The organism is Mesorhizobium sp. M0715 (assembly GCF_040320355.1).
Taxonomy (GTDB): Bacteria; Pseudomonadota; Alphaproteobacteria; order Rhizobiales; family Rhizobiaceae; genus Mesorhizobium.
This window is the reverse complement of the sequence record NZ_JAMYPL010000009.1, coordinates 211,835-237,017: the sequence shown is the minus strand read 5'-3', so window position 1 is coordinate 237,017 and position 25,183 is coordinate 211,835. Positions and strand designations below refer to the sequence as shown.

26 protein-coding genes are annotated in these 25,183 nt (G+C 60.8%); 13 read left to right on the top strand and 13 right to left on the bottom strand.

Annotated elements, in window-relative coordinates; translation table 11 throughout:
* Positions 1-124: 124 nt before the first annotated feature.
* On the bottom strand, positions 125-448 hold the full coding sequence (gene hspQ / locus NKI21_RS14435) for a heat shock protein HspQ (protein ID WP_023811879.1): 324 nt from the start codon (positions 446-448) through the stop codon (positions 125-127).
* Between the two features lie 125 nt (positions 449-573).
* On the opposite strand from hspQ, the gene NKI21_RS14430 reads away from it, so the two are divergent.
* Positions 574-1,536, top strand: a complete 963-nt coding sequence (locus tag NKI21_RS14430) for an AEC family transporter (protein ID WP_352866035.1) — start codon at positions 574-576, stop codon at positions 1,534-1,536.
* On the opposite strand, the gene NKI21_RS14425 is transcribed toward NKI21_RS14430, so the two are convergent.
* Entirely contained in the window at positions 1,513-2,724 is a 1,212-nt protein-coding gene (locus NKI21_RS14425; protein ID WP_128305845.1) for a UbiH/UbiF family hydroxylase, read from the bottom strand. The genes NKI21_RS14430 and NKI21_RS14425 overlap by 24 nt on opposite strands.
* Positions 2,725-2,794: 70 nt before the next feature.
* On the opposite strand from NKI21_RS14425, the gene NKI21_RS14420 reads away from it, so the two are divergent.
* The 8 genes from NKI21_RS14420 to NKI21_RS14385 all read left to right on the top strand — a co-directional run bounded on the left by NKI21_RS14420 (position 2,795) and on the right by NKI21_RS14385 (position 11,075).
* Positions 2,795-3,733 (top strand): DUF2182 domain-containing protein, encoded by a 939-nt coding sequence (locus NKI21_RS14420; protein ID WP_352795463.1) that lies wholly within the window; start codon positions 2,795-2,797, stop codon positions 3,731-3,733.
* A gap of 14 nt (positions 3,734-3,747) precedes the next feature.
* Positions 3,748-4,362, top strand: coding sequence for a DUF1326 domain-containing protein (locus tag NKI21_RS14415; RefSeq protein WP_352721485.1), 615 nt, complete (start codon positions 3,748-3,750; stop codon positions 4,360-4,362).
* Entirely contained in the window at positions 4,359-5,177 is an 819-nt protein-coding gene (pcsA, locus tag NKI21_RS14410) for a phosphatidylcholine synthase (RefSeq protein WP_023811884.1), read from the top strand. Before NKI21_RS14415 ends, pcsA begins: the two co-directional genes overlap by 4 nt.
* 44 nt (positions 5,178-5,221) lie before the next feature.
* Entirely contained in the window at positions 5,222-6,199 is a 978-nt protein-coding gene (locus NKI21_RS14405; protein ID WP_352759856.1) for a quinone oxidoreductase family protein, read from the top strand.
* Positions 6,200-6,332: 133 nt separating this feature from the next.
* Positions 6,333-7,910, top strand: a complete 1,578-nt coding sequence (locus NKI21_RS14400) for an ABC transporter ATP-binding protein (protein ID WP_352866032.1) — start codon at positions 6,333-6,335, stop codon at positions 7,908-7,910.
* Positions 7,907-9,037: an ABC transporter permease gene (locus tag NKI21_RS14395; protein ID WP_352721481.1), complete on the top strand. Its 1,131-nt coding sequence runs from the start codon at positions 7,907-7,909 to the stop codon at positions 9,035-9,037. The genes NKI21_RS14400 and NKI21_RS14395 overlap by 4 nt, the downstream gene beginning before the upstream one ends.
* A complete protein-coding gene (locus NKI21_RS14390) occupies positions 9,037-9,957 on the top strand; it encodes an ABC transporter permease (protein WP_031213469.1) in 921 nt (306 codons plus the stop codon). Before NKI21_RS14395 ends, NKI21_RS14390 begins: the two co-directional genes overlap by 1 nt.
* Before the next feature lie 50 nt (positions 9,958-10,007).
* Positions 10,008-11,075: a BMP family ABC transporter substrate-binding protein gene (locus NKI21_RS14385; protein ID WP_352759850.1), complete on the top strand. Its 1,068-nt coding sequence runs from the start codon at positions 10,008-10,010 to the stop codon at positions 11,073-11,075.
* 45 nt (positions 11,076-11,120) lie between these two features.
* Here NKI21_RS14385 and NKI21_RS14380 read toward each other — a convergent pair whose 3' ends face one another.
* The 7 genes from NKI21_RS14380 to NKI21_RS14350 form a co-directional block, all read right to left on the bottom strand.
* Positions 11,121-12,227 carry an acyltransferase family protein gene (locus NKI21_RS14380; RefSeq protein ID WP_352443143.1) on the bottom strand — a complete coding sequence of 369 codons (1,107 nt, stop codon included), beginning with the start codon at positions 12,225-12,227 and terminating at the stop codon, positions 11,121-11,123.
* A gap of 99 nt (positions 12,228-12,326) precedes the next feature.
* Positions 12,327-13,640, bottom strand: a complete 1,314-nt coding sequence (gene rimO / locus NKI21_RS14375; protein ID WP_013531645.1) for a 30S ribosomal protein S12 methylthiotransferase RimO — start codon at positions 13,638-13,640, stop codon at positions 12,327-12,329.
* Positions 13,641-13,776: 136 nt separating this feature from the next.
* Positions 13,777-14,439 carry a TerC family protein gene (locus NKI21_RS14370; protein ID WP_023811892.1) on the bottom strand — a complete coding sequence of 221 codons (663 nt, stop codon included), beginning with the start codon at positions 14,437-14,439 and terminating at the stop codon, positions 13,777-13,779.
* A 179-nt stretch (positions 14,440-14,618) separates the two neighbouring features.
* Entirely contained in the window at positions 14,619-15,026 is a 408-nt protein-coding gene (locus tag NKI21_RS14365) for a DUF930 domain-containing protein (RefSeq protein WP_352443142.1), read from the bottom strand.
* Positions 15,027-15,082: 56 nt separating this feature from the next.
* Entirely contained in the window at positions 15,083-15,775 is a 693-nt protein-coding gene (locus tag NKI21_RS14360) for a DUF2161 domain-containing phosphodiesterase (protein WP_352443141.1), read from the bottom strand.
* A 102-nt stretch (positions 15,776-15,877) separates the two neighbouring features.
* Complete coding sequence (locus NKI21_RS14355; protein ID WP_352443140.1) at positions 15,878-16,672, bottom strand: sterol desaturase family protein; 795 nt, start codon at positions 16,670-16,672, stop codon at positions 15,878-15,880.
* A gap of 188 nt (positions 16,673-16,860) precedes the next feature.
* Positions 16,861-17,754, bottom strand: a complete 894-nt coding sequence (locus NKI21_RS14350; protein WP_352443139.1) for a LysR family transcriptional regulator — start codon at positions 17,752-17,754, stop codon at positions 16,861-16,863.
* A 156-nt stretch (positions 17,755-17,910) separates the two neighbouring features.
* On the opposite strand from NKI21_RS14350, the gene NKI21_RS14345 reads away from it, so the two are divergent.
* Complete coding sequence (locus NKI21_RS14345) at positions 17,911-18,564, top strand: hydrolase (RefSeq protein WP_352443138.1); 654 nt, start codon at positions 17,911-17,913, stop codon at positions 18,562-18,564.
* A gap of 725 nt (positions 18,565-19,289) precedes the next feature.
* Here the strand turns inward: NKI21_RS14345 and ku are convergent.
* A complete protein-coding gene (ku, locus tag NKI21_RS14340; protein ID WP_023811897.1) occupies positions 19,290-20,114 on the bottom strand; it encodes a non-homologous end joining protein Ku in 825 nt (274 codons plus the stop codon).
* A gap of 785 nt (positions 20,115-20,899) precedes the next feature.
* Between ku and NKI21_RS14335 the strand changes: the two genes are divergently transcribed.
* Positions 20,900-21,331, top strand: a complete 432-nt coding sequence (locus tag NKI21_RS14335; RefSeq protein ID WP_023811898.1) for a hypothetical protein — start codon at positions 20,900-20,902, stop codon at positions 21,329-21,331.
* Positions 21,332-21,598: 267 nt separating this feature from the next.
* Here the strand turns inward: NKI21_RS14335 and NKI21_RS14330 are convergent, their stop codons facing one another.
* Complete coding sequence (locus NKI21_RS14330) at positions 21,599-22,099, bottom strand: metallophosphoesterase family protein (protein WP_352442910.1); 501 nt, start codon at positions 22,097-22,099, stop codon at positions 21,599-21,601.
* A gap of 39 nt (positions 22,100-22,138) precedes the next feature.
* Complete coding sequence (locus NKI21_RS14325; RefSeq protein ID WP_352442909.1) at positions 22,139-22,315, bottom strand: hypothetical protein; 177 nt, start codon at positions 22,313-22,315, stop codon at positions 22,139-22,141.
* 564 nt (positions 22,316-22,879) lie between these two features.
* On the opposite strand from NKI21_RS14325, the gene NKI21_RS14320 reads away from it, so the two are divergent.
* Both NKI21_RS14320 and NKI21_RS14315 read left to right on the top strand, forming a co-directional pair.
* A complete protein-coding gene (locus NKI21_RS14320) occupies positions 22,880-23,188 on the top strand; it encodes a hypothetical protein (protein WP_023811900.1) in 309 nt (102 codons plus the stop codon).
* Positions 23,189-23,229: 41 nt separating this feature from the next.
* Positions 23,230-24,075 carry an SIR2 family NAD-dependent protein deacylase gene (locus tag NKI21_RS14315; protein WP_352442908.1) on the top strand — a complete coding sequence of 282 codons (846 nt, stop codon included), beginning with the start codon at positions 23,230-23,232 and terminating at the stop codon, positions 24,073-24,075.
* 249 nt (positions 24,076-24,324) lie between these two features.
* Here the strand turns inward: NKI21_RS14315 and NKI21_RS14310 are convergent, their stop codons facing one another.
* Positions 24,325-24,834, bottom strand: a complete 510-nt coding sequence (locus tag NKI21_RS14310) for a ferritin-like domain-containing protein (RefSeq protein ID WP_128305833.1) — start codon at positions 24,832-24,834, stop codon at positions 24,325-24,327.
* Between the last annotated feature and the right edge of the window lie 349 nt (positions 24,835-25,183).

The window sequence follows — 25,183 nt, the reverse complement described above, 5'->3', positions numbered from 1 at the left end:
ACGAACAGGATGGAAACGAATCTCCATCCTGTTCGATAGGTCTTACCAGATCCTCATCCAGCCCAACTTAAGTGAACTGCATTAGGGTCATGCCCCGCTTTTGTTGTGCCCGTCTCTCCGCGGATTAGTGCCTTGACTGCCGTTTCGGCTGGTAGCCGCCGTCCGGCCTCTTGTCGAACATCTCCTTGATCTGCGGATGCCGGACCGGCTCACCCGACTGATCCTCAAGCAGATTCTGCTCGGAGACGTAGGCGATGTATTCGGTCTCCGAATTCTCGGCGAGCAGATGATAGAAAGGCTGATCCTTGCGCGGTCGAACGTCGGCGGGGATGGCTTCGTACCATTCGTCGGTGTTGGCGAATTGCGGGTCGACGTCGAAAATAATGCCCCTGAATGGAAACAGCCGGTGGCGAACCACCTGTCCGATTGCGAATTTGGCTGTTTTCATCGTACTCACCACTGAATTCCTTGGGCTTATTTGGCGCAGACCGCGCATCAATTCAATCCCGAGGCGCTTGACGCCCTATCAAGCAACGGGCTAGCCCGGCGCCAGGGTTTCGGACCAGCATAAAAATGTCTGACGTCATCGGTCTTGTTCTTCCGTTCTTCGGCTTGATTTTTGTCGGGTTTCTGGTGGCGCGCATCACCAGGCAGCCGCTGGAGGCGCTCGGCTGGATGAACACGTTCATCGTCTATGTCGCGCTGCCGGCACTTTTCTTCCAACTGCTTGCCAGGACGCCGTTCGAAGACCTGACGGAATGGCGCTTCATCTTCGGTTCGGTCGTCTCCACCTTCATGATATTTTCCTTGATGTTCATGGGGTCGGTGCTGACCTCGCGCGGCGAGATAGCGCAATCGACCATCAAGGCGCTCGCGGCCGCCTATGGCAATATCGGCTATATGGGGCCGGGCCTGGCATTGCTGGCCTTCGGCGAGGAGGCTGCCGTGCCGGTCGCCCTGATCTTCTGTTTCGAGAACATCATGCATTTCGCCGTCGCACCCATGATGATGGCGCTGTCGGGCGACGAGAAGACCACTCCTCTCCGGCTTGCGCTGGGTGTCGTGCGCAAGATCGTGCTGCACCCGTTCATCATCGCAACCGCCCTGGGTGTCGGCGCCGCCTATATCGGCTTTCGACCGCCCGTGCCGGTGGAGCGACTTCTGGAATATCTTTCCCGGGCGGCCGCACCTTGCGCGCTGTTTGCCATGGGCGTCACCCTGGCGCTCAGGCCGCTCAATCGCGTCCCGCATGAGATGGTTCCGATTGCGGCGCTGAAACTGATCCTGCACCCGTTGCTCTGCTATGTCGTGCTGAGCTGGATCGGCAATTTTTCTGAGACATGGGTCTTCTCGGCGGTGCTTCTGGCGGCATTGCCGACCGCCACCAACGTCTTCGTCATCGCCCAGCAGTATGGCGTCTGGGTACAGCGCGCGTCGGCCAGTGTGCTGATCACAACCTGCCTGTCGGTCGTGACCGTCACCGGGCTGCTCTACCTGATCCGGCACAATATCCTAGCGCCGGACCTGTTTCCCTAACCCGCCAGCAAGCGCGGCAAAACCGCTGCCGGGACGAAGTCCCTCGCGCATGAAAAAAGCCCGAAGCGGCGCGAAGCCTCCGAGCACACCGAGCCCGGCAACGCGGGCCATCTGCGCCGGCAGCATGTCGGAAAGCAGCGACATGTTGAGCAGGTTGACCACGCTGCTGCGCGCCAGAATATCGGGGCGGCGCTTGAAATCGTAGGCTGCAAGCGCCTTGGCTGCACCTGGATCGGCTCTATTTTCACGAGCGATTCCAATTAGATCGTCGACGTCCCTGATGCCGAGATTGAGGCCTTGCGCACCAATCGGGGGAAACACATGGGCGGCTTCGCCGACCAGCGCCACCCGATCTCGGGCGAAACGCAGTGGCGTCACCGCCGAAAGCGGATAGATCTGCCTGCCTGGCTCGACCGTTACCCGGCCCAGCATCGACTGCATCTGCTGTTCGACCCGCTGAGAAAGCGTCGCATCGTCCAGTGCGGCGAGGTCGGTCGCGGTCTGGGGCTTGACCACCCAGACCAGGCTGGAGCGATTGCCGGGCAGCGGGACCTGCGTGAACGGACCGGTCTCGGTGTGGAATTCGGTCGAGGTGAAGGCATGGTCGCCGCCATGGCCGAAATTGAGGACGAGAGCTGCCTGCGGGTAGGACCGGGCCGAGGTCGAGATGCCGGCCGCCTGGCGCGCCGGTGACAACCGCCCATCGGCGGCGACCGCCAGCGCTGCGTCGACCGTGCTGCCGTCGGACAGGACGGCACGGGCGCGCTCGGCATCGAGATGCCAGTTCGCCACCATCGGCATCAGCCGGTCGATGCCGGCATGCGCGGCAACGGCGCTGGCGAGTGCCGGGTTGAGCACGCTGTTGGGAAGGTTCAGCCCGAACTGGTCCTCGTCGATCTCGCTGGCACGGAAGGTGACGACCGGGCTGCGGATCAGCCGGCTGGTGGCGTCGACGATGCGCATCACTTTCAGGGCCGCCGCCTTGGATTTGACGGCTTCGAGCACGCCAAGCCGGTCGAGCACTTTCAAGGCAGGGTTCATCAGGGCCGTCGTGCGGCCATCGGGGGCGGTGGCCTCCGGCCCGACCAGTGTCACCGGGAAACCCTCGGCGGCAAAACCGAGCGCCGCGATCAGTCCTGCCGGCCCCGTGCCGGCAACCAGTATCCGCGCAGTTTGCTGATGCTCCAAGATCGGCTTCCGGCTTGCAATGCGAGGCGGTCCACCCGACCTGCCGTTCGATGAGCATATAGGTCAGATCATGCCGCTTGATCAACGCGGCGATTCGGCCCATTCGGATGTCATGACCGGCCAGCAGGACGACTTCAGGCATCTCGACCGCGCCGGCCGCGCCATGGCCGGCATCGCGCGCAGTCCTCGCGTCACGGTAAACGTCGTTGTCGGCGCTTGCATCCTGCTTGCCTGGCTGACCCTTGCCGCGATGGCAATCCGCGGCGCCGAAGGCGGGATTGCAGGCGTCAGCGCCCCCGGCGACACGATGCTGCGCAGCCTGCCGCAACTGCCGCTGCCCGATTTCCTGGAACGGTTCTTTGTGCTGTGCCTCTCACCGGTGCCTTTGGACACAAGTCTCGGCTTGCAGGCCGGCGCGCTCGTTTTCATGTGGTTCCTGATGGCGATCGCGACGATGCTGCCTTCGGCGGCGCCGATGATCCGCACCTATTGCGAAATCACTGACACGGCTCGCATCAAGGGCGAACCGGTCGTTCACCCGCTGGTGCTGGTCGCCGGTTACCTCAGCGTCTGGCTCGCCGCTTCAATGATGTTCGCGGCGCTGACCTTGGCCGCCCATGCATTCGCCTCGTCAGCCGGGATGCTCGATCCGGTCGTCGGCCTTGCCGCTGCGCTCGCTCTGCTGATTGCCGGTGTCTACCAGTTCAGCGGCCTGAAGGAAGCTTGCCTGAAGAAATGCAAGAACCCGTTCTCGATCCTTTTCGCGAACTGGAGCGCCAGGCCGGCCAGCGTCTTTCGGCTCGGTGTCGCTCAAGGTCTGTGGTGTCTCGGCTGCTGCTGGGCCTTGATGCTGGTGATGTTCGCCGTTGGCGTCATGAACATTTTCTGGATGGCGTTGATCGGGCTGTTCACCCTGATCGAAAAACAAACCGCCAGCAGGGTTCCAACCCGGCTGGCCGGTGCGATACTGCTTGTCTGGGCAGCCGCGCTGCTAGTAGTCTCGCTGTGAGTGGGGGAAAATCGATGGCAGACCAGAGCTGGGCGATGAAGGGAGAGCTCGTACTCTCCTGCAATTGCACGGTTTTTTGCCCCTGCGTGCTGTCGCTTGGCAATCATCCGCCGACCGAAGGCTACTGCCAGACCTGGGCGGGATTTCGCATCGATGCCGGCCATTTCGGTGAAGTAGATCTGTCCGGCCTCAATCTCGGGCTGGTCATGGAAATTCCCGGCTACATGAGCCGCGGCAACTGGACCGCGGGCCTGTTCATCGACAGCCGCGCCTCTGTCTACGCGGTCAAGGCGCTGACCAAGATCTTCACCGGCAAGGCAGGCGGAACCACATCGCTGCTCTCCATCCTCGTCGGCAAATTCCTCGGCGTCGAGCAGGTGCCGATCACCTATGAGACGCGTGACAAGACGCGTATATTCCAGATACCGAAGATTATCGACGGAGCGGTGACACCCATCCCCGGCAAGGACCGCGACAAGGACACGGTGATCAGCAATTCGGAATACTGGATCGCGCCTGAGATCATCGTGGCCCGGTCCGACAAGAGCAAGATGCGGGCTTTCGGCCGCAACTGGAATTTCGCCGGCCGTTCGGCCGAAATCTGCAAGCTGGATTGGCGGGGCCCGTGAGCAAGAACACAACGGCCCGAAAAGCCGCCAAAAAGATCACGGACCGGATTCCGCGCCCGAAGAAGAAGGTCACCTGGCCACAGGCGAGAGCGTTCTCCGTCCACCTCTTGACCGCCTCGGGGTCGTTCCTGGCCTTCCTGTCGCTGGTAGCGGCAAGCGAAGAGCGCTGGACGGCGATGTTCTGGTGGCTCGGGCTGGCATTGTTCGTCGACGGCATCGATGGGCCGATCGCGCGGAAGCTCGAGGTCAAGGAAATCCTGCCGACTTGGTCGGGCGAACTGCTCGACAACATCATCGACTACGTGACCTACGTGCTGATCCCGGCCTTCGCGCTCTATCAGCGCGGCTTCATGGGCGAGGGCCTGTCATTCCTGTCTGCGGCGATCATCGTCGTCTCCAGCGCCATCTACTATGCCGACACCGGCATGAAGACGAAGGAGAATTTCTTCAAGGGGTTCCCCGTGGTCTGGAACATGGTGGTGTTCACCCTGTTCGTCATCGAGCCCGGACAATGGGTTTCGTTTGCGGTGGTGGTGGTGGCCGGCGTCCTGACTTTCGTACCGATCAACTTCATCCACCCGGTGCGGGTGGTGCGGCTGCGGCGCATCAACCTTGGGATGACTCTCTTGTGGTGCGCTTTCGGCGCGCTTGCCCTGGCCCAGGCGGCACTCGCTGCCTTCTACGATCAGATCGGCGTGCTGGGCGAGCAGGTCAGCACCTTCACCAAGATCGGCATCACCATCACCGGGCTTTACCTTGCCTGCATCGGTGGCATCATGCAGTTCTTTCCCAATCTCGGTGCCAAAAAGGCCTGATCAGCCACTCCCACAGAGAGCCTAGCCCCACAGGAAGCCTAGCAATGTCCAAAGCGATCCGCATTCACGCCAACGGCGGCCCGGAAGTCCTGACCTACGAGGACGCCGACCTCGGTCAGCCGGGATCCGGGCAGATCCTGGTCCGGCACACCGCGATCGGCCTCAATTTCATCGATGTCTATCATCGCTCTGGCCTCTATCCGCCGCCCGGCGGCTTCCCGCTCGTGCCAGGCAGCGAAGCCGCCGGCGTGGTGCTGGAGGTCGGCCAGGGCGTCGACTGGCTGAATCCGGGCGATCGCATCGCCTATGCGGTGACGACGGGGGCTTATGCGCAAGAGCGCGTCATCGATGCCAGCCGGGTCGTCAAGGTTCCGGATGGCATCAGCGACGAACAGGCCGCCGCGATGATGCTGAAGGGCATGACGGCGGAATATCTGCTGCGCCGGACGTTCAAGGTGAAGGCAGGCGACACGATCCTGTTCCACGCCGCGGCCGGCGGCGTCGGGCTGATCCTCGGCCAATGGGCAAAACACCTCGGCGCGACCGTCATCGGCACCGCCAGCTCGTCCGACAAGATCGAGCTCGCGAGGGCGCATGGTTTCGACCATGTCATCAACTACAAGGAACAGGATTTCGTCGCCGGGGTTGCTGCCATCACCGGCGGCAGGAAGTGCGATGTCGTCTACGATTCGGTTGGCAACGACACGTTTCCGGCTTCGCTCGACTGCCTGAGGCCGCTCGGCATGTTCGTCAGCTTCGGCCAGTCCTCCGGACCTATACCGCCGTTCAGCATGTCATTGCTGGCTCAGAAGGGCTCGTTGTTCGCTACAAGGCCGACGCTGTTCGTCTACAACGCAAAGCGCGAAGACCTCGAGGCCTCCGCCGCTGCCCTGTTCGAAGTCGTGCTCAGTGGCGCCGTCAAGATCAAGATCAACCAGCGCTATGCGCTCAAAGACGCCGGCAAGGCGCATTCCGATCTCGAGGGCCGCAGGACCACAGGGACGACCATTCTCATCCCTTAGTTCGTTCTGCCTTGCTATCCCTTGAATTTCCGCTGAAATTCTTGAAGCTCTTTCAAGACGCGTGCCGCTTTCCGATGAGAGCCGGCCGCGCCTACCATGCCTGCGGGAACACAGAACATGTCTGGCTAACCAGATGGGAGGCACTGTGAGTGCAAATCAGGACGGCACGAACCTGCTCGAGGTGCGTAGCCTCACCAAGATATTCGGCACGCTGACGGCGTGCGATCACATCGATCTCGACATCGCCAGAGGTGAAATCCACGCTTTGCTCGGCGAAAACGGCGCCGGTAAGTCGACACTGGTCAAGATGCTGTTCGGCTCGCTGGAGCCCAATTCCGGAGAGATCTTCTGGAACGGCCAGGCGGTCAGGATTTCCAACCCCGGCGCCGCGAAAAAACTCGGCATCGGCATGGTGTTCCAGCATTTTTCGCTGTTCGAGGCGCTGACCGCGGCCGAAAACATCGCGCTATCGCTGGACGACGGCTCGCCGATCAGCAGCATCGCGGCCAAGGCGAGGGCGCTTTCCTTCAGCTATGGCCTGCCGCTCGATCCTGAATCGCTTGTCGGCGACCTGTCGGTGGGTGAGCGCCAGCGCATCGAGATCATCCGCTGCCTGCTGCAGACCCCGCAGCTCATCATCCTGGACGAGCCGACCTCGGTGCTGACGCCGCAGGAAGCCGACAAGCTGTTCGAGACGCTGGAGCGCCTGCGTTCGGAAGGCAAATCCATCCTCTACATCTCGCACCGGCTCGAAGAGGTCAAACGCATCTGCGACCGCGCCACCGTGCTGCGCCACGGCAAGGTCGTCGGCCACTGCAATCCGCGCGAGGAAACCGCGTCTTCGCTGGCTCGCATGATGGTCGGCAACGAGGTGCAGGCCGTGGTGCGCGCGCCGGTCGAGGGCATCGACAAGGCGCAGCCGCTGCTCGAAATCCGCAACCTCAGCCGCAAGCCGGCAACGCCATTCTCAATACCGCTCAAGGGCATCAGCCTGAACGTCCGCGCCGGCGAGGTGATCGGCATCGCCGGCGTCGCCGGCAACGGCCAGGGCGAGTTCTTCGAATCCGTTTCAGGCGAAGTGCTGCAGCAGAATGCCGCCTCGGTGCGCATTCGTGGCAAGGATGCGGGAGGCCTTAGCATCACCGGACGCCGACTGCTGGGCGCCGCCTTCGTGCCGGAGGAGCGCCTCGGCCACGGTGCGGCACCGCGCATGAAGCTTTCCGAAAACCTGCTGCTGTCGCGCCATGCCACCGACGGCAAGGCGTTCGTCGGTTCCGGCGGGATGGTGAAGAGCGGTGCCATCCAAGCCGCGTCCCAACGCATCATCGAGGCGATGGATGTGCGCAAGAGTGCGCCGGATCCGGAGGCTGCGGCCCTTTCGGGTGGCAATCTGCAGAAATTCATCGTCGGCCGTGAACTCGACCGCCGGCCAAGCGTCATGGTGGTGAACCAGCCGACCTGGGGCGTCGACGCGGGCGCCGCCGCTCACATCCGCCAGGCCTTGATCGAGCTGTCGCGCAGCGGATCGGCGGTGCTGGTGATCAGCCAGGATCTCGACGAGCTGTTCGAGATATCGGACGCGATCGCGGTCATGCACAATGGCGAGCTGTCGAAGCCTATGCCGATCGCCGAGGCAACCTTCGAAAAGGTAGGTTTGCTGATGGGCGGCGCCGAACCAGGCCACGCCGAACACTCGCTGGAGACGGCATGATGCGCCTCGAACTCGTCAAACGCCCGCAGCGTTCCATGCTTTTTTCGGCCCTGTCGCCGTTCATCGCCTTTGCGCTGACCATCATTGCCGGCGCCGTCATGTTCGCGCTGCTCGGTGTCAATCCCCTGACCGCGTTCAATATCTATTTCATCGAGCCGATCAGCCAGGTCTGGCAGCTGCATGAACTGGCGATCAAGGCAGCGCCGCTCATCCTGATCGCTGTCGGCCTGTCGGTCTGCTACAAGGCCAACATCTGGAACATCGGCGCCGAAGGCCAGTTCATCCTCGGCGGCATTGCCGGTTCGATGATTCCGGTGCTGTTTCCGCAGTTCGAAGGTCCGCTGGTGCTGCCGCTGATGCTTTTGCTCGGCATGGTCGGCGGCGCGGCCTATGCGGCGATCCCGGCTCTGCTCAAGACTCGCTTCGGCACCAACGAGATACTGACCAGCCTGATGCTGGTCTATGTCGCGCAGCTCTTCCTCGACTGGCTGGTGCGCGGACCCTGGCGCGATCCGCAGGGCCATGGTTTCCCGCAGACCATCCAGTTCAACGATTCGGCCGTGTTGCCGGAGCTGATGCCGGATGCCGGGCGGGCAAACTGGGGTTTTGTCTTCGCATTGGTCGCCGCGGTGCTGGTCTGGATCCTGATGAGCCGCATGCTGAAAGGTTTTGAGGTGCGCGTGCTGGGCTCAAGCCCGCGGGCAGGGCGCTTCGCCGGCTTCGGCCTCAACCGCATGGTCTTTTTTGCTTTCCTGCTGTCAGGCGCGCTGGCGGGACTCGCCGGCATCTCCGAGGTCTCGGGCGCCATCGGGCAACTGCAGCCTGTCATTTCGCCCGGCTATGGCTTCACCGCCATCATCGTGGCGTTCCTTGGCCGTCTCAACCCGCTTGGCATCGTTGCCGCCGGACTGGTTCTGGCACTGACCTATCTCGGCGGCGAAGCGGTGCAAAGCGCGCTCGGCATTTCCGACAAGGTGGCGCGGGTGTTCCAGGGCATGCTGCTGTTCTTCGTGCTCGGCTGCGACACGCTCATCCACTACCGCATCCGCGTGATCGGCCTGGCGCTGACCAAACCGGAAGGCGTGGCCAAACTCGAAGCCGCACCGAAGCTGAAGGAAGCCCGTTGATGGACATCACCGTAAACATCCTTCTGACCATCGCCACCGCGGCAACGCCGCTGTTGATCGCGGCAATCGGCGAGCTGGTGGTCGAGCGCTCCGGCGTGCTCAATCTCGGCGTCGAAGGCATGATGATCATGGGCGCCGTCGGCGGATTCGGCGCGACCTATCTCACCGGTTCGCCCTGGATCGGCCTTTTGGCGGCAATCGCCATGGGCGCGGTATTCTCGCTGCTGTTTGCCGTCATGACGCTGTCGCTGGCCACCAACCAGGTGGCGACCGGCCTGTCGCTGACGCTGCTCGGCCTTGGCCTGTCCGGCATGATGGGCACCAGCTTCGTCGGCCAGCCCGGCGAAAGGCTGCCCAACCTCTACATTCCCGGCCTGACGGAAATCCCTGTGGTCGGCAGGCTGCTGTTCGGGCAGGATCCGATCTTCTACATCTCGATCGCGCTGACCGCGGCCGTCATGTGGTTCCTGTTCAAGACCCGGACCGGACTGACGCTGCGTTCGATCGGCGACAGCCACACCTCGGCGCATGCGCTTGGCATCAAGGTGATCCGTTATCGCTACCTCGCGGTCATCTTCGGCGGTGCCTGTGCCGGCCTTGCCGGCGGCCATCTCTCGCTGGTCTACACGCCGCAATGGGTGGAGAACATGAGTGCCGGCCGCGGCTGGATCGCGCTGGCGCTGGTGGTGTTCGCCTCCTGGCGGCCATGGCGGGTGCTGGCCGGCGCCTACATCTTCGGCGCGGTGTGGATCGGCCAGCTTCATGCACAGGCTTTTGGCATTCCGGTGCCCTCGCAGTTCCTTTCTTCGCTGCCCTATCTGGCAACCGTCGTGGTTCTCGTTCTAATCTCGCGCAACAAGCGTCTGACGATGATGAACACGCCGGCTTCCTTGGGGCAGCCATTCGTTCCGGATCGTTGACAATAAAAACAAACGGGAAGCTCCAAGGCTTAACTCAGAGAGGTAACACGATGAAAAAACTGCTTATTGCCCTGATGACCACGACCGCCGCCATGTCGCTGGCAGCGACGGCCGAGGCGGCGGACAAGCTAAAGGCTTGCTGGGTCTACACCGGCCCGATCGGCGACTTCGGCTACTCCTACCAGCACGACCAGGGCCGTCTCGAGGTGGAGAAGGCGCTCGGTGACAAGGTCGAGACCGCCTATCTCGAAAACGTCTCGGAAGGCCCCGACGCCGACCGCGCTTTCGAGCGCCTGGCTCGCGAAGGCTGCAAGATCATCTTCGGCACCTCCTTCGGCTTCATGGACCCGGAAGTGAAGGTCGCCAAGAAATTCCCGAAGGTGATGTTCGAGCACGCCACCGGCTACAAGACCGCTGACAATCTCGGCATCTACAATGCGCGTTTCTATGAAGGCCGCTATGTGCTCGGCCAGATCGCCGCCAAGGAATCGAAGGCCGGCGTTGCCGGCTACATCGTTTCCTTCCCGATCCCCGAAGTGGTGATGGGCATCAACTCCTTCATGCTCGGCGCACAGTCGATCAACCCGAACTTCAAGGCCAAGATCGTCTGGGTGAATTCCTGGTTCGATCCGGGCAAGGAAGCCGACGCCGCCAAGGCGCTGTTCGACCAAGGCGCCGACATCATCGTCCAGCACACCGATTCCACCGCTGCCCTGCAGGTGGCCGAGGAGCGCAAGCTGAAAGGCTTCGGCCAGTCCTCAGACATGATCAAGTTCGCGCCGAACGCGCAGTTGACCTCGCTCACCGACGAATGGGGTCCCTATTACATCAGCCGCGTCCAGGCCGCGCTCGACGGCACCTGGAAGCCGGACAATGTCTGGCTCGGCATCAAGGACGGCGCCGTCAAGATGTCGGCCTACACCAACATGCCCGACGACGTGAAGGCGATGGCCGAAGCCACCGAAAAGAAGATCGCCGGCGGCTGGAATCCCTTCACCGGACCGGTTGCCAAGCAGGACGGCACGCCGTGGCTGAAGGATGGTGAAGTCGCCGACGACGGCACGCTGCTCGGCATGAATTTTTATGTGAAAGGCGTCGACGACAAGCTGCCGAAATAAGCAGCGCGAGACATGAGACGGAGGGGCGCCGCGAGGCGCCCTTCTTCATTCGGCGGGCTGTGCGCCGGCAGAGGGGCGACGAAACCGCGTTCGTCCGGCATCGACCGCGCGGCCGAGCCAAAACCTGAGCAACCGCTGTACCGGTTGTTCGCAGGTGCGCCAGATCGCCCACGAAATGAAAAGCATGAGCACGACGCAACCAAGAGCGGCAATCCATTTGCCGACAAGGGGCGTTGCCGCATTGATGGCGAGATAGCCGATGTCCTGGTGCAGCAAATAGAGCGGATAGGTCAGCCCGCCCAGCGCCAGAGTGAGCCCCGATGCCCTGACACGGTCGCGCAGCAGCACCGCGCCGATCAAGGCCGCGTGCATGACGACGTTGGCGACGACGAGATTGGCCGAGGCAACGGCAATGCCGTAGTGGCCAAGCATCCAGTGCTGCGTCACCGATAGCGTTCCGCAGGAGATCAGGAACGCGGCGGCAAGCAGCAGCAGGGCCGGCACAGAACGGCCATGCGAATGGATTTGGTGGACCAGCACGCCGGCGGCGAAGAACGGGCCGAACTCGGTGAGGAACAGCAGCCTGGCTCCGCCGCTGCCGATGAAGAACTCGTTCAAGGCCGAGATCGCCAGCCAGATGAAGATCAGCTCCAGCTTGCGTTTCTGGAAGAGCCCGGTGAACAGGGCCAGCGTGATCCATCCGTAGAACACCAGTTCAAGCACGATCGACCAGTAGACGCCGTCCATGAAGGGCTGGCCGAAGGCCGGCGCGAACATCGACAGATTGGCGGCATACTGAACGAAAGAGGCCGAAAGCAGCGGCGACCCGACAAGGAAGACAATCGCGAAGGTGATCGTCATGCAGAACAGAAAACCCGGATAGAGGCGAACGAACCGCGCGATCGCAAACTGATCCCAGTTCCGGTTTTCCGCCGACCAGGCAATGACGAAACCGCTGATCAGGAAGAACAGGTTGACGCCGAGATAGCCGTAGAGGGCGAATGGTGCGGCAAGCGGATAGCCTTGCGCAAGGTAGCCTTCGGCGGCAGCGCCGCGAAAGAAATAGTGGAAGAACACGACGGCAAGTGCTGCCGCCAGCCTGAGCAGGTCCAGCGTCGCGATGTAATTTTGTTCCGCAGGTCTGGTGTTCATCCGCATTTCCCGCATCTACGGTCCACAAACCATAGAGCGGATCGCGGCTGCGCGGGTTAAGACGGCTGAATTATCGCCAGATGTAGTAAATACGGACCGTCAGACCGCCGAACCATAGAGGTCATAGGCATCGGCACGGTCGATCTTGACGGTGACGATGTCGCCTTGGCGCAGCGGGCGGCGCGACTGGATGTGCACCGAGCCGTCGATCTCGGGCGCATCGTATTTGGTGCGGCCCTTTGCCGATGTGCCGTGCGCCTCGTCGATCAGCACCGGTAGGCGCTTGCCGACCTTCCTGGCCAGCTGCGTCGCCGAAATCTTCTGTTGGCGCTGCATGAAGCGATGCCAGCGCGCCTCCTTGATTTCCTGCGGGACCTGTTCAAGGCCGAGATCGTTGGAGCGGGCGCCGCGGACCGGCTCATATTTGAAGCAGCCGGCGCGGTCGATCTTGGCTTCATCGAGCCAGTCGAGCAGCATCTCGAAATCGTCGTCCGTCTCGCCGGGGAAGCCGACGATGAAGGTGGAGCGGATGGCCAGATCAGGGCATACCTCGCGCCAGCCGCGAATGCGCTCGAGCGTCTTTTCGCCGTGTGCGGGCCGGCGCATGTTCTTCAACACCTGCGGCGAGGCATGCTGGAACGGAATATCCAGGTAAGGCAGGATCTTGCCCTCGGCCATCAGTGGGATGACGTCGGCGACATGCGGGTAGGGGTAGACATAGTGCATGCGCACCCAGATGCCGAGCTTGCCCAGTTCCTCCGAAAGGTCGAGGAATTTCGCGCGCACTTCACGGTCGCCGAACATCGACGTCTGGTACTTGATGTCGATGCCGTAGGCGCTGGTGTCCTGCGAGATGACCAGAAGTTCCTTGACGCCAGCCTTGGCCAGTTTCTCAGCCTCGCGCAGCACATCGGCCGCCGGCCGCGAGACGAGGTCGCCACGCAGTGCGGGAATGATGCAGAAGGTGCAGCGGTTGTTGCAGCCTTCGGAAATCTTGAGATAGGCGTAGTGGCGCGGCGTCAGCTTGACGCCCTGCGGTGGCAGGAGATCGATATAGGGGTCGTGCGAAGGCGGTGCGGCCTCATGGACCGCAGCCATCACGCTCTCATAGGCCTGCGGCCCGGTGATCGCCAGCACGTTAGGGTGCTTTTCACGAATGACGTCCGGCTCGGCGCCCAGGCAACCGGTGACGATCACTCGGCCATTTTCCGAAAGCGCGGAGCCGATGGCGTTGAGCGACTCGTCGCGGGCGGAATCGAGAAAGCCGCAGGTGTTGACGACGACGAGGTCGGCGCCGTCATGCTTGCGCGCGATTTCGTAACCTTCGGCGCGCAGGCGCGTGATGATGCGCTCCGAATCCACGAGGGCCTTCGGGCATCCAAGACTGACAAAACTCACGCGGGGAGCGGACATAAAGGTTTTCCGGGCTTTTCAGGATTGCCGGCGCAGTACCACACTTATTGCGGCATTGGTATGGGCAGGCCCGCGATGCGGCAAAACGCACGGCGGTCTTGCTTCCACTGAGTGAAGATGCCGATGTCCGCCAGCCTCAGCCGACCGCACCGTTTACATGCGGCCAGACCTCCACCGCGCCACGATAGACCATGTCCACAGCCACATAGAAAATGATCAGCAGGCCGACATAGGCAATCCAGCGGTGGCGATGCAGCAGCTTGGCAATGAAAGTCGCGGCCAGCCCCATCAGGGCGATCGACAACACAAGGCCGATGACCAGCACCGGAAAATGATCGCGCGCCGCTCCAGCCACCGCCAGCACGTTGTCGAGCGACATCGACACGTCGGCGACGACAATCTGCAAGGCAGCCTGGCCAAGGGTCTTGCGCTTCGTCTTGCCGGCGACCGCCTGGTCGCTGTTGAGGTCCGAATTCGACAGTGCCTCGGTCGCTTCCAATTCATCGGCATGCGACGTACGCAACTCGCGGTACATCTTCCAGCAGACCCACAGCAGCAGGATGCCGCCGGCGAGCAGCAGGCCGACGATCGCCAGCAGCTTGACGGTAATTGCGGCAAACCCGATGCGCAGCACCGTTGCCGCCACCACGCCGAGAAGAATCGCCTTCTTGCGTTGTTCGGCGGGCAAGCCGGCCGCGGCGAGGCCGATGACGATCGCATTGTCGCCGGCCAGCACGAGGTCGATGGCGATGACCTGCAGCAGGGCGGTCAGACTGGCAGCGCTGAAAAAAATGTCCATCGACAGGAAGCCCTTGCTGATTTTGCCGAGTGTTCGTCGATTATCCAGAGGCCCTAACTTGGTGGTCCCCTGGCGTCAAGGGATCACGCGTGGCTGCATCACCGAAGCAGCATTGCGTCAAGCCGGATCACGGCTTCGCGGCACTCGCGACAGCCAGGCAAACCATGGCAGATCACAAATCAATCGTAGAGATTGTACCTTGCCCAGTCGGCTTCTGGAATTTCGTCCCCGATCCGGTAGCGGAGCTGCAAAACTTCCATATGGTCCGGCGCGGTCTGGCACTTGAATTTCAGCCGGTACCACTGCCCCTTGCTGCGAAACGCAGCACCCGGGCTCTTGATTGCATCGGCACCCATCTCGGGCGTGGCGAAGGCGTAGGCGACGACGCGATCGGCTTTGAACTTGCGATCGTCATGGGTGATGCGGTCGAGCACTTCGGCGTCGCAACGCTGTTCAAGACGGGTTTGGGGATCGAGTTTCATCAGACCGGCGCGCAATGCATTGTCCATTGCGCTGGCTGGAAAACTCAGTGTCACTGACGCCAAGGCGGTCATGCAGAGCTTCTTCATGGGCGGGACAAGCAACACATTTTGTCGGAGAAATCAACCGAGCGGACCGCCGCGAGCGCCGCCGGAATCTTCAATCATATGGCCGGTGCGTTCAAAATTGCGTGTCGGGCGTGCGATGCCTGCGGCCAACGGACCAAAGAGGCACGGCCTGCATCCGTAAGATCGTAGAGGCCGCGGTCGACGCGCGCGAACCAGCCATAGACATTGTGCTGCAGTATCTTGGGCGCGATCGGCGTCACCGCCTTGAGATCACGCGGTCGCCTGGGTCCGTCCACCATGGCGGCAGCGCAGGCGAGGGCGCTTTGACGATAGGCCGTCATGATCGGATTGCGCGATCCTCCTCCGGCAACGGGATCGCCGCGACGGCGCTGGTGCTCGTCAACCAGACGAGAGCGCCGGCGGGCATTCTTGCGCGGCGCCAGCGCGATCGGGCTGAGAAGCACCTCGACCCGGTCCGTCGCGGTCACACCGAGCAGGCCGAAGCCAAGACGGCGGCAGAGATTGCGAAATCTGGCGTCGCTTTCGCGGCCCTTGCCGCGGGCCGACATGCGCGCGGCCAGCCACACCTCGTCGCAGGCCGCCGCGCGATCGACACCTTGCAGCACCAGTTCGAGATTGAACTGCAGCTTCAACTCGCAGATGACGACAACCGGCGGCTCCCCCTCGCGCAATGCAACAACATCGCAGCCGCCGATCTCGCCTTTGACGACGAAGTCGAGGCTTTCGAGGAACCGCTTCACCGGCGCATAGAGAGACGTCTCGTTCATGCCTCAGGGTTTAGCCGATTCGACGCGAAAAGCCTTCCCGTGGTTCGGCGTTCTACGGCCCGAAAGCGGATCGGGGTGGATACCGCACCGTCGGGCCAGCTGTCAGGCTTCGGTGTTCGGCACTGCTCGGTTCAGCTTCCTGCGGCGCAGGAGCGGATAGCCGATCTGACCGAAATAGGTGGAAGGGATCGGATCGTCGACGCCGTACTTGTCCGGCACCTTGTCGCCGGTGGGATTGTAGGTCCCGAACAGCATGTCGAGGAAAGGCAACTGCCCGGCGAAGTTCTTGTCATAGGCTTCGCGCTGGTTGGCATGGTGCCAGCGATGGAACTGCGGGCTGGCGATCAGCCACTTCAAGGGGCCGAACGGAATCCGCACGTTTGAATGCACAAGCAGCGTGTGTCCAAGGTAGATGGTCGAAAAGACGGCGATCGAGGCTTCCGAGAAGCCGAGGAAAAAGATCGGCGTCAGCGATATTGCCTTTGTGACGATGGCGTCGACGGGGTGATTGTGGAAGGCCCCGAGCCAGTCGAGTTCCTCAATGCCGTGGTGAACGGCATGGAACTTCCAAAGCGCGGGGATTTTGTGGAAGGCCCGATGTGTCCAGTAGACGCCGATATCGGTGATCACGATGATTTCGGCAACCTGCAGCCAGACGGGCTGGCCGCTGACGGCCTTCGTTATCGCCGGCGGGACCAGGAGCGCAGCGGCACCGAGCGCGCCTGCCGCCATCATGACGATGGCCAGCTTTATGATGAAGCCGTTGAACAGCAGATAGATCAGATCGACAGCGAAGCCCTTGCGGAAGATCTTCTGCGGCCGCTCGGCAAACAGATGTTCGAACGGAATGAAGATCAGCGCGCAGATCAACAGTGCCTTGATGCCGAAGATATCCATCGATTCGCCTCTGCTGCCGGCGCGCCGCCTGCTCCCTCGAGAAGAAACACATCTCCCTTTCCAAAGGCTAAAGGCTCTGTAAGGGCGCTGACGCACGGAACGTGCAAGCAATGTCGCCGAACGCAACGGCTCGGAGCAATGGGACCGTCGAACGCGGTTCTTTGACACGGCTTCGAACCGTTCGTGTCCTAGCCGTCAAGACCCCAAAGATCCGGGTTGCGTTTGAAATACTCAATCAGCATCTCGGTGAGCACGCGCACTTTCCGCGTAGGATGCTGCCCCGGCGGGCGTACGACATACGCAGCTCCCGGAGGTACCGGATAGCGTGTCATGATCGGGACCAGCGCGCCGGAGGCTACATATTCATGTGTAATGCAATCGGGGAGCCAGGCGATGCCGAGACCTGCCGCCGCCGTCGCGGCAAGCGCCGTGGCGCTGTCGGCCTTGAACCTGCCCTGCGGCTGGACCGTAACAATCTTGTCGCCATCCATGAACTGCCAGGCTTCCGTTCCCTGCATGAGGGCCTGATGGGTGACGAGTTCGTCCGGAGTCTCGGGTGACGCGTGCGCTTTGATGTAATCCGGGCTCGCGACAAGCTTTCCATGGACAGGCCCGACGCGCTTCGCGATCAGGTTGGAGTCCTGAAGGTAGGCGCCCCGGATCGCGCAATCGAAACCCTCTGCGATGAGATCGACGAAGCGATCGCTATAAGAAGTATGGATGTGAAGCTTCGGGTGCAGACGCGCCATTTCCGCGAGCACGGGAGCAAAATGGGTCGCGCCGAAAGTAAGCGGCATGGCAACCCTCAGGCGGCCGCGCAACTCACCGGTGGGGAGGATCGCTTCCCTGGCCGTATCAATCTCGGCGCTGGCTCGGGCCGCATGGTCTCTGAACGTGATGCCCGCTTCTGTAAGCGAGGCGCCGCGGGTCGTTCGTGCAAGCAGCTGGACGCCAAGTTCTGCTTCAACCCGAAAGAGCCGCCGACTGACGATTGACTTGGAGACGCCTAGCCGGCGCGCGGCGGCCGATACGCCCCCGGCATCGGCCACTGCGACGAATGTTTGCAGATCTTCGATGTCCACTCCAGCGTTCCTCATTTCGCGACACAGCTTGTCCGATTATGGCACTACCGCATCACCAAAAGGAACGGCAAATTACGTCCCAGGCAACGCCCGCCCACTGGCGTGTGTCTCCCATGAACCCATTGCCTTCCAGAGCGGCAGAGAAAGGAAGTCTTGATGACCCCTCGTAACGGCCTTGATTCGCTTCTTCGTCCCGAAGACTCGGTCCTCGTCCTGATCGACCACCAGCCCTATCAGCTGGCCAATCTGAACAGCCACGACCCGCACATGGTGGTCAACAACACGACCGCGCTGGCGAAGCTAGCAAAAGCCTTCGATGTTCCGACCATTCTCACCAGCGTGATTGCGGCGCGCGGAGGACTTCTCTTCAAGCAGATCACCGACGTATTTCCGGACCAGGAAGTCCTCGATCGCACCTGGGTGAACACCTGGCAGGACGAGAACGTGGTGAACGTCGTCAAGGCGACCGGCCGCAAGCAGCTGATCATCGCCGGCCTGTGGACCGAGGTCTGCGTCGCAATGCCTGTGATCCAGGCCGCCGGCGAAGGCTGGGACGTGACCGTGATCACCGACGCGTCGGGCGGGATTTCGAAGGAGTCTCACGAAGTTGCCATCCAGCGAATGATCGCGGCCGGCGCGAACGTGATGACCGTGATGGCGCTCGCTGGCGAATGGCAACGCGATTGGGCGCGCACCGAGCATGTCGAGGAGCTGACCGAGATTCTCATTCAGCACTTCGGCGGCAGCGGCATCGCGTACCTCTGGGAACAGCAGCTGCTCAACACGCCGGTGCCGAGCGCCGCGGGCTGATCTGGGCGGAGGTGACGAAAGCTTGAGCGATTCAGCGCCAACACGCTGACTGCTTATCGAGCCGCGTCATCCCGCTCCACAAGACGGCCGCCCATGCCTGAATGCAGGGCGGCCGGTGTCACTCAACGATCACTTCCTCCAGCCATTGACCGCGACTGCAGCCGGCGCAGCCTGACTATCTATCGCCTCATTGAAAGGACCATGGAGATGTTCGGCGGAGCGCTCCCGAGAGGAAATGACCGTCATCCATCCGAACTTCAAAGTCAGCCTGACGCAACCGGGCGCTCGTGATCGAGGCGATGACTCGCAGTTCGGATATATCGACTTGGAACAGAGGACTTTGCAACCGAGCACGAGGTTGTCATCGTGTCTTAGGTACAAACTGCTACCCATGTCTCCGGGCTGGACAATTCGACGTCTGGCGGAGAAAGTGGGATTCGATTCTTGCCTCCGATCCAAGCAAATCAAGAAATCTAAGAATCGATTGTTACACAGCATGTTACGCGCCAGTCAGACGGTGCGGACACGAGCGCGGCTCTTCCCGAAAATGCTAGTGGTGAATCTGTCTAGAGCGAGGCAACGGAGCAGTGCACGGTGCCGTTTGCGAAGGCCCTGAGGAAATGATCGTGGAGAAAGGCCGCCTTCAGGATCAGCTAGACGCGCTCAAGGCTCCGCTTCTCGGCAAGCGATATGGATGAGCAACGAACGAGTGCCGGTTCCAGCACCTAAGCTGATTTGCGGCTATTGGCCTTTGGCCGATCTTGGCCGATCCCTTCCTTGGCGAGGCTCTTTCGAAGAACTGAGGCCAAGTCGACCACGTTCTCCTTGGGTTTCGGTACCGGTTTCGGGGGTTTTTTGCCCTTGCGCTTGGCGTCAATCATGGCAATCAACGCGTCCTCGTAGGTGTCCTCGAATTTCGAAGGATCGAACTTTGTCACCTTCTTGTCGATGAGAAGCCCCGCGATTTCGAGCAAATCCGAATCATATTTTGCGCTCTTCACATCGTCGAAGACGGTGTCTTCCGATGTCATCTCATTGTGGGTCCGTAGCTCGGTCAGCAACATCCCTTTTCCAAGGGGCTGTATCAACACTTCGCGCCCGCGCTGATAGAGTACGACGCAGGAGCGTGCCGCAACGCGTTTCTTGGCCATCGCATCGCGCAGGACGGCAAAGGCCTCCAGGGAGGCGCCGTCTGCCGGGATCAAGTAGTATGGTTTCTCGAGATAACGTGTGTCGATCTCGGCAACCGGAACGAAGGAATCGACGTCAAGTGTATGCTGTGACGTCAGCTTCAGTTTCTTTAACTCGTCCGGCTCGACGTGGATGAAATCATCCTTGTCCGCCTCATACCCTTTGATCTGATCCTCGGCTTTGACAACGTCGCCAGTCTCTTCATCGACATAGGCGCTTTTAACGGGTAAACCGTCCTTGCGGTTCAAAATCTTGAAGTCGATCTTGGTTGCCTCGCTTGTGGCACCCACTATCTTTACCCCGCATGACACGGAACCGACCCTCAGAAAGCCCTTCCAGACCGCGCGTGGCGCCACCATGCCGTTTCTCCTAGACGTCGATCCGGCACAACGTCAGGCACACGGTTCTGTTCCTCAACGTTGGCAGTACCCTCGCCAATGTTAGTTATTCTTCACGGTAGTCCAGCAGCTTTGCATGGCGCAGTTTTTCTTCGCCCTTCAGAAAAACTTGACCCGGCCGACCAAGCCTGGCTTGATTCTCTCGGCCTTGTCTTTCTTTAAGCCCTTCGGCACGGGACGCCGATCTTGCCCTGCACGCGCTCCGAAAGGCTGTTGAATATGCCCAGCAGCAGGTTGATAGGCCGGCTCGATGTAGGTCCAGTTTTGGGCTTATGCGAATGTCCGCAAAGCGCCCTCATTCCTGTCGTTTGGGTTGTGTGTTTGCCGGCCTGGAAGCGGACATCGATTTTGTCAGAAATGGCGGACGCGCCGAACCGCAAAGCAGGTCTTCTTTTGGTTGGCTCAAGCTACGTGGAAGGGGCGCCTTGTCGGCCTTGTGCCTGTCTCAAGATCCAATTCACTGGATTACAGTGGCCTCCATGCCGATGAAATGAAACGCCAACCCCAAAGTTCCATAAGGCGTTACTAATTTAAATTGTTGTTGTGGGCGGGTGGCGAGCTGTTCGTTCTGAACGGCTTCGGTCTGATTTGGGATGAGATATCGTTTCGCGCGCCGGCGGAGCAATGCGCTGTTTTTGTCATTTCGCAATCCATGTCGGGCAAGTGGCCGCCTTACCGGCTCTTGTCAGTGCGTAGGCGCGCGATAGTTTTTGTGGGGAAGGGACTTCGATCAAAAGGAGCCGACGATGGAACACCAAACTCTAAGTCAATTGCAGACAATTGCAGAAGTAGAACCCCTCTCGACATACCCGATCATGACCCGGCAACAGCGTATTGAGCGCTGGGCAGAGTTGCTGGCACAACATCCCGAGCGACGCCTGAGAGCCCTTACCGGCACTGAGTATCTGAAGCGGGAAGCCCGCGACGCAGCACGCGGTGAGGGCTCGCCAATTACAGTGGCCTTCGAGGACCCGCTACTGCGTGCGTTAGGCCTGAAGGATGACACCTATGGGGAAGCAAAGCGCTTCTTCGAACTGTCTGACGGTGAGTTGCATGACATCGTCTGCAGTTGCCATGTCGGAACCACGTTCAGAGGGCAGTGGGCTGCCGCTAGAGTCCGCCGGTCGATTGGAGGGAACAGGTTTCTTAAGTGGCTTAGAGAGAGAATGTGGCACTGAGATCGCCAAGGACGGCGATTGAAGCTCGTTTCAAGCGAGGTGGATGAACGATTGGGCGCCAGTGGCGCGCCGCCGGGGTGACGACGGGGGTCGGCGCCTGTCCCAAAGGTTGTGACGGCTGTGCAGACGGGTGGGGCGCTCCTCGGTCCGGTTTACTCGCGGTGCGTTCCAGGCAAGGCTGCAATACCCCAGGGGCAGGATTTCTGGATTCCTGTTTGCGGCTAGCATCACCACGTAAAGACGTCGATCGTTCGACCATCTGCTGCGCTAACCTCGGCGGCGCCGCCTGGCCTGTATGGCAGCAAAAGTGACTGGGCGAAAATCCCAGGCGTCTACGCCGACGTCGTGCTGGCGCGTCATCGGCTTCAGCCGGCCATGAGAATGGCCGTGCAGGTTTATCGATTTCTTGCCGATCTGGTTCCAGGTGCGGAACGGGTAGTGGCAAAGAACCAAGAAACGGCCCTCGACAGTCAGCTCCTTGTAGTGTTGCACGCTAGCCCAAGCCGAAGCGCGGAGCGTTACCACGCCGTCGTTGTTGCCGATGATGAGGTGCTTGGTGCCGTGGAGGCAGGACAGCAGCGAAGACACTGTCTCGGCCGATCCCCTGGCAAAGTCGCCGAGGTGCCAAACCTCGTCGTTTGGAGCAACAGTCTCGTTCCAAAGTTCAGTCAGTGCCTGGTCATGCGCCGCCAATGAACTGAAGGGGCGGGGGTCGAGCCGCAAAATGCGGGGATCGTTGAAATGCGTGTCGGAGGTGAAGAAGATCATGCGCCGCCGCTGGCTGAGACGAGCGCTCGACGAACGCTTCTAAGTTCGCTTGCCGGAGTGCCTTTTGGGTCCATCATCGATCCTGATTTGGGCTTCCCTGAACATCTTGAGTGCCTCTTCCTTGGTGAGGCCGCACTTGCGCGCAAAGTAGAGCGCTTCGATCGCTTTTTCACGATCCGCCGTGGCTTCTGTGTGCTGTTTGGGCTTTTTACCCATCGTTCTCTATCACCTTTGATGCCACCGAACCATCACCGTGCCGGGTTGTTCCCTCCATCGGATCTGCTGACCTGCCGAGCGCGGCAGCCTGATGTCGCCGATAAAACGAGATCCCGAGACCTTAGCAGGCATCAGCTTGGTCGTTTCTATATGGCTCTATATGGCCCATCTGGGAGGCACAGTCGGAGCTCTAAAGTTGCCGAACGCCTTGCAGACGGTTGCTTTTGGCTAGAGCGGCACGCGGCTGGCATCTTCTGCCGAAGGCGGCTCGCGCTCGCGGAGGAACCATGTAACGCGCTTGTTGAATCGTAGTCTGAAGACCAAACCTCGATCACCTCGTGCACCCGACGGTAGTGCCATGGCGATCCGGAACCTCGAGGCATGTGGAGAGTTGTCCAGCAGCCCAGCGGAGATCCAAGCCATGGCGCCACCAGATGCCAATCCCGGCGCCGCCGCGCAGCCAAAACGCTCTGGCAAGCGACAACCCCATCACCGGCACGGCACAAGGCCTCCGGAGCAGGATTATCTATCGACGGGCTTCCAACGATATGAAGGACATGGCCCATGAACGTCGCCAACCTGCAATTGGAAGGTTTGCTCATGGCGGTCGCGGCCGTCAATAACGCCTTGGTCCGCAGAGGCCTTCTCTCGGTCGATGATATCGACACGGCGTTGAAAAACGCCGAAGCCTCGTTCACGGTTGATGAGCGCCTCTTCGAGGATATGTCGCCTGCTAACCGCGACGCAGTGTGTTTCCCTTTGCGTCTTTTGCGGCTGGCTAACACCAAGCAGTTCGAAGCGAGTGTGCCACCGTTTTCCGAGCTGGCCAGGCAGGTGGGGATCACCAAGCAGCCTAACAACGACCAGATGTGAGGGAGGAAGGTCGACCTGCGCGGGTGGCCTCAAAAGACTTGATGAACGATGACCCTGTAGATTCGCTCGCCAACGCAATTCGCCATCGCAGCGCAATTCTGTTTGTTGGGGCAGGGGTGTCGATCAGTGTTGGACTACCCTCCTGGGAGAAGCTGATAGAGCGAATGGCAAAGGAGCTCGGCGTCGACGACGAATTTTCCACGCGACGCGATCGTTTTCAAACCCTGGCCGAGTACTATCGGATCAAGCATGGCAGCATCGGGCCACTTCGCAGTTGGATGGACAGAAACTGGTCCGTCCCCAAGGACCGGATCGAGAAATCCGAGTTGCATCGTCTCATCGTGAGGCTCGACTTCCCTGTCATCTACACAACTAATTATGACCGGAACCTAGAACTGGCTTATGAGATATACGGCCGGGACTACGTGAAAGTGGCCAATGCACGCGATGTAGCGCAGGCCCGCCAAGGCGTTACCCACATCGTCAAGTTCCATGGTGATTTCGACGAGGATTCGTCCCTCGTCCTCACCGAAACGGACTACCTCGATCGCCTCTCCTTCAATTCTCCGCTGGACGTGCGTTTTCGCTCGGATGCACTCGGCAGCACGATCCTCTTCATTGGCTATAGCCTTTCCGACCCAAATATTCGGTTGCTGTTGCACCGTCTCTGGCAGACGTGGCATCGGTCCGGCTATGAGAAAGATCGCCCGCCCTCGTTCATCCTCATGACCAGCCGAAACCCTGTGGAGGAGGCCGTTCTTGGGCGTTGGGGCATTTCGGTCGTCGTCGGCGAAATCGACGAGCCGCAAGCTGCTTTGGTGGACTTCCTCAGCCGGCTGGCGGAGATGGTTGGGGATGGGGAACTGTCGCCAAAAAGTGGGCGATAGCAACATCCGTATGATGGGCAGTTCGGCGGGCTCTCAAGGAGCGGCACATGGCAGAGAATTCCGTCCGGAATTTCAAGTTCAATTGGCGTCAAGGATACTATCGCGGCACGGAGAGCTAATCGGAAAACTTACTCACGCGCTGCCTACTTTGAAGTGCCTTTCACAGCGGTAACGGCTCAACCTCGATGCGCCTTGCGCCGAGCTTCAGCGCAAGGCGCGAGCTTGTTTAGCAATGACGCTACCGGCTGATCAACGCTTGGCGTTCTCACTCTCCGAGTCGGCCCGCGCCAGGAACTGCTCGGTTGTCGCTGGAATATGGCTTTTCAACCAGTCCGCCATTGCGACTTCCTCACGCAGGTTCTCTTCGCAGACCTGGGCGACCTCTGCTTCACCCAGAGATTTGGCAGCGGCGATAAGGATTGTGTAGGAGGCGATTTCCATGTGCTCGAACGTGTAGCTTGCAAGCGATCCTTTCATCACTTCGTCACCGGCGAAGACCCCGCTGAGCGACTGCGCCATCGCCGTCAGCTTGCCGCCGGCATCCTTCAGTGTGGAAGATCCTTGTCCGATGCGGTCGAGACAGGTTTCCAGCCGAGCAGCCTGCTGCCTGGTCTCCTGGACGTGCTGGCGAATCCGTTCGCTGAGCTCAGGATAGTTCTCAATTCGGTTCAACTGCCCATTCAACATGGTCTCGGCCTGCTCTTCCATGGCGTGAGCATCCCTGAGCCATTGGACAAGCCATTCGCGCGATTCTGACATTTCATATCTCCTTCATGGGTCGGCCAGAACTTTCAAAGGGAGATATTGTTCCTCATCGGTTGAACTGCGGCCTCGGCCTGTATCGCGAGCCTTTTGCTGGTCGGCGCTGGATTCAGGCTCCTGGACCTCGGGCGATGGGCATTGCCGCGGCGCTGGAAACGCATTCTGCAGAATGACCGAAGCTGCTGCCGTCACCGCGTTCGGCGATGGGTATCTCTACGAGTTTCGTGTTGGCTCGTATTCTGCTGCCACGCTGCCATGTGTCAGGCTAAGCTCTGTCTTGCCCGAGCTGGCTGGCATTTGCCGTTTGTCTCGCGAAAACAGCCCGTTGGCTCAGCGAGGCCCCAGG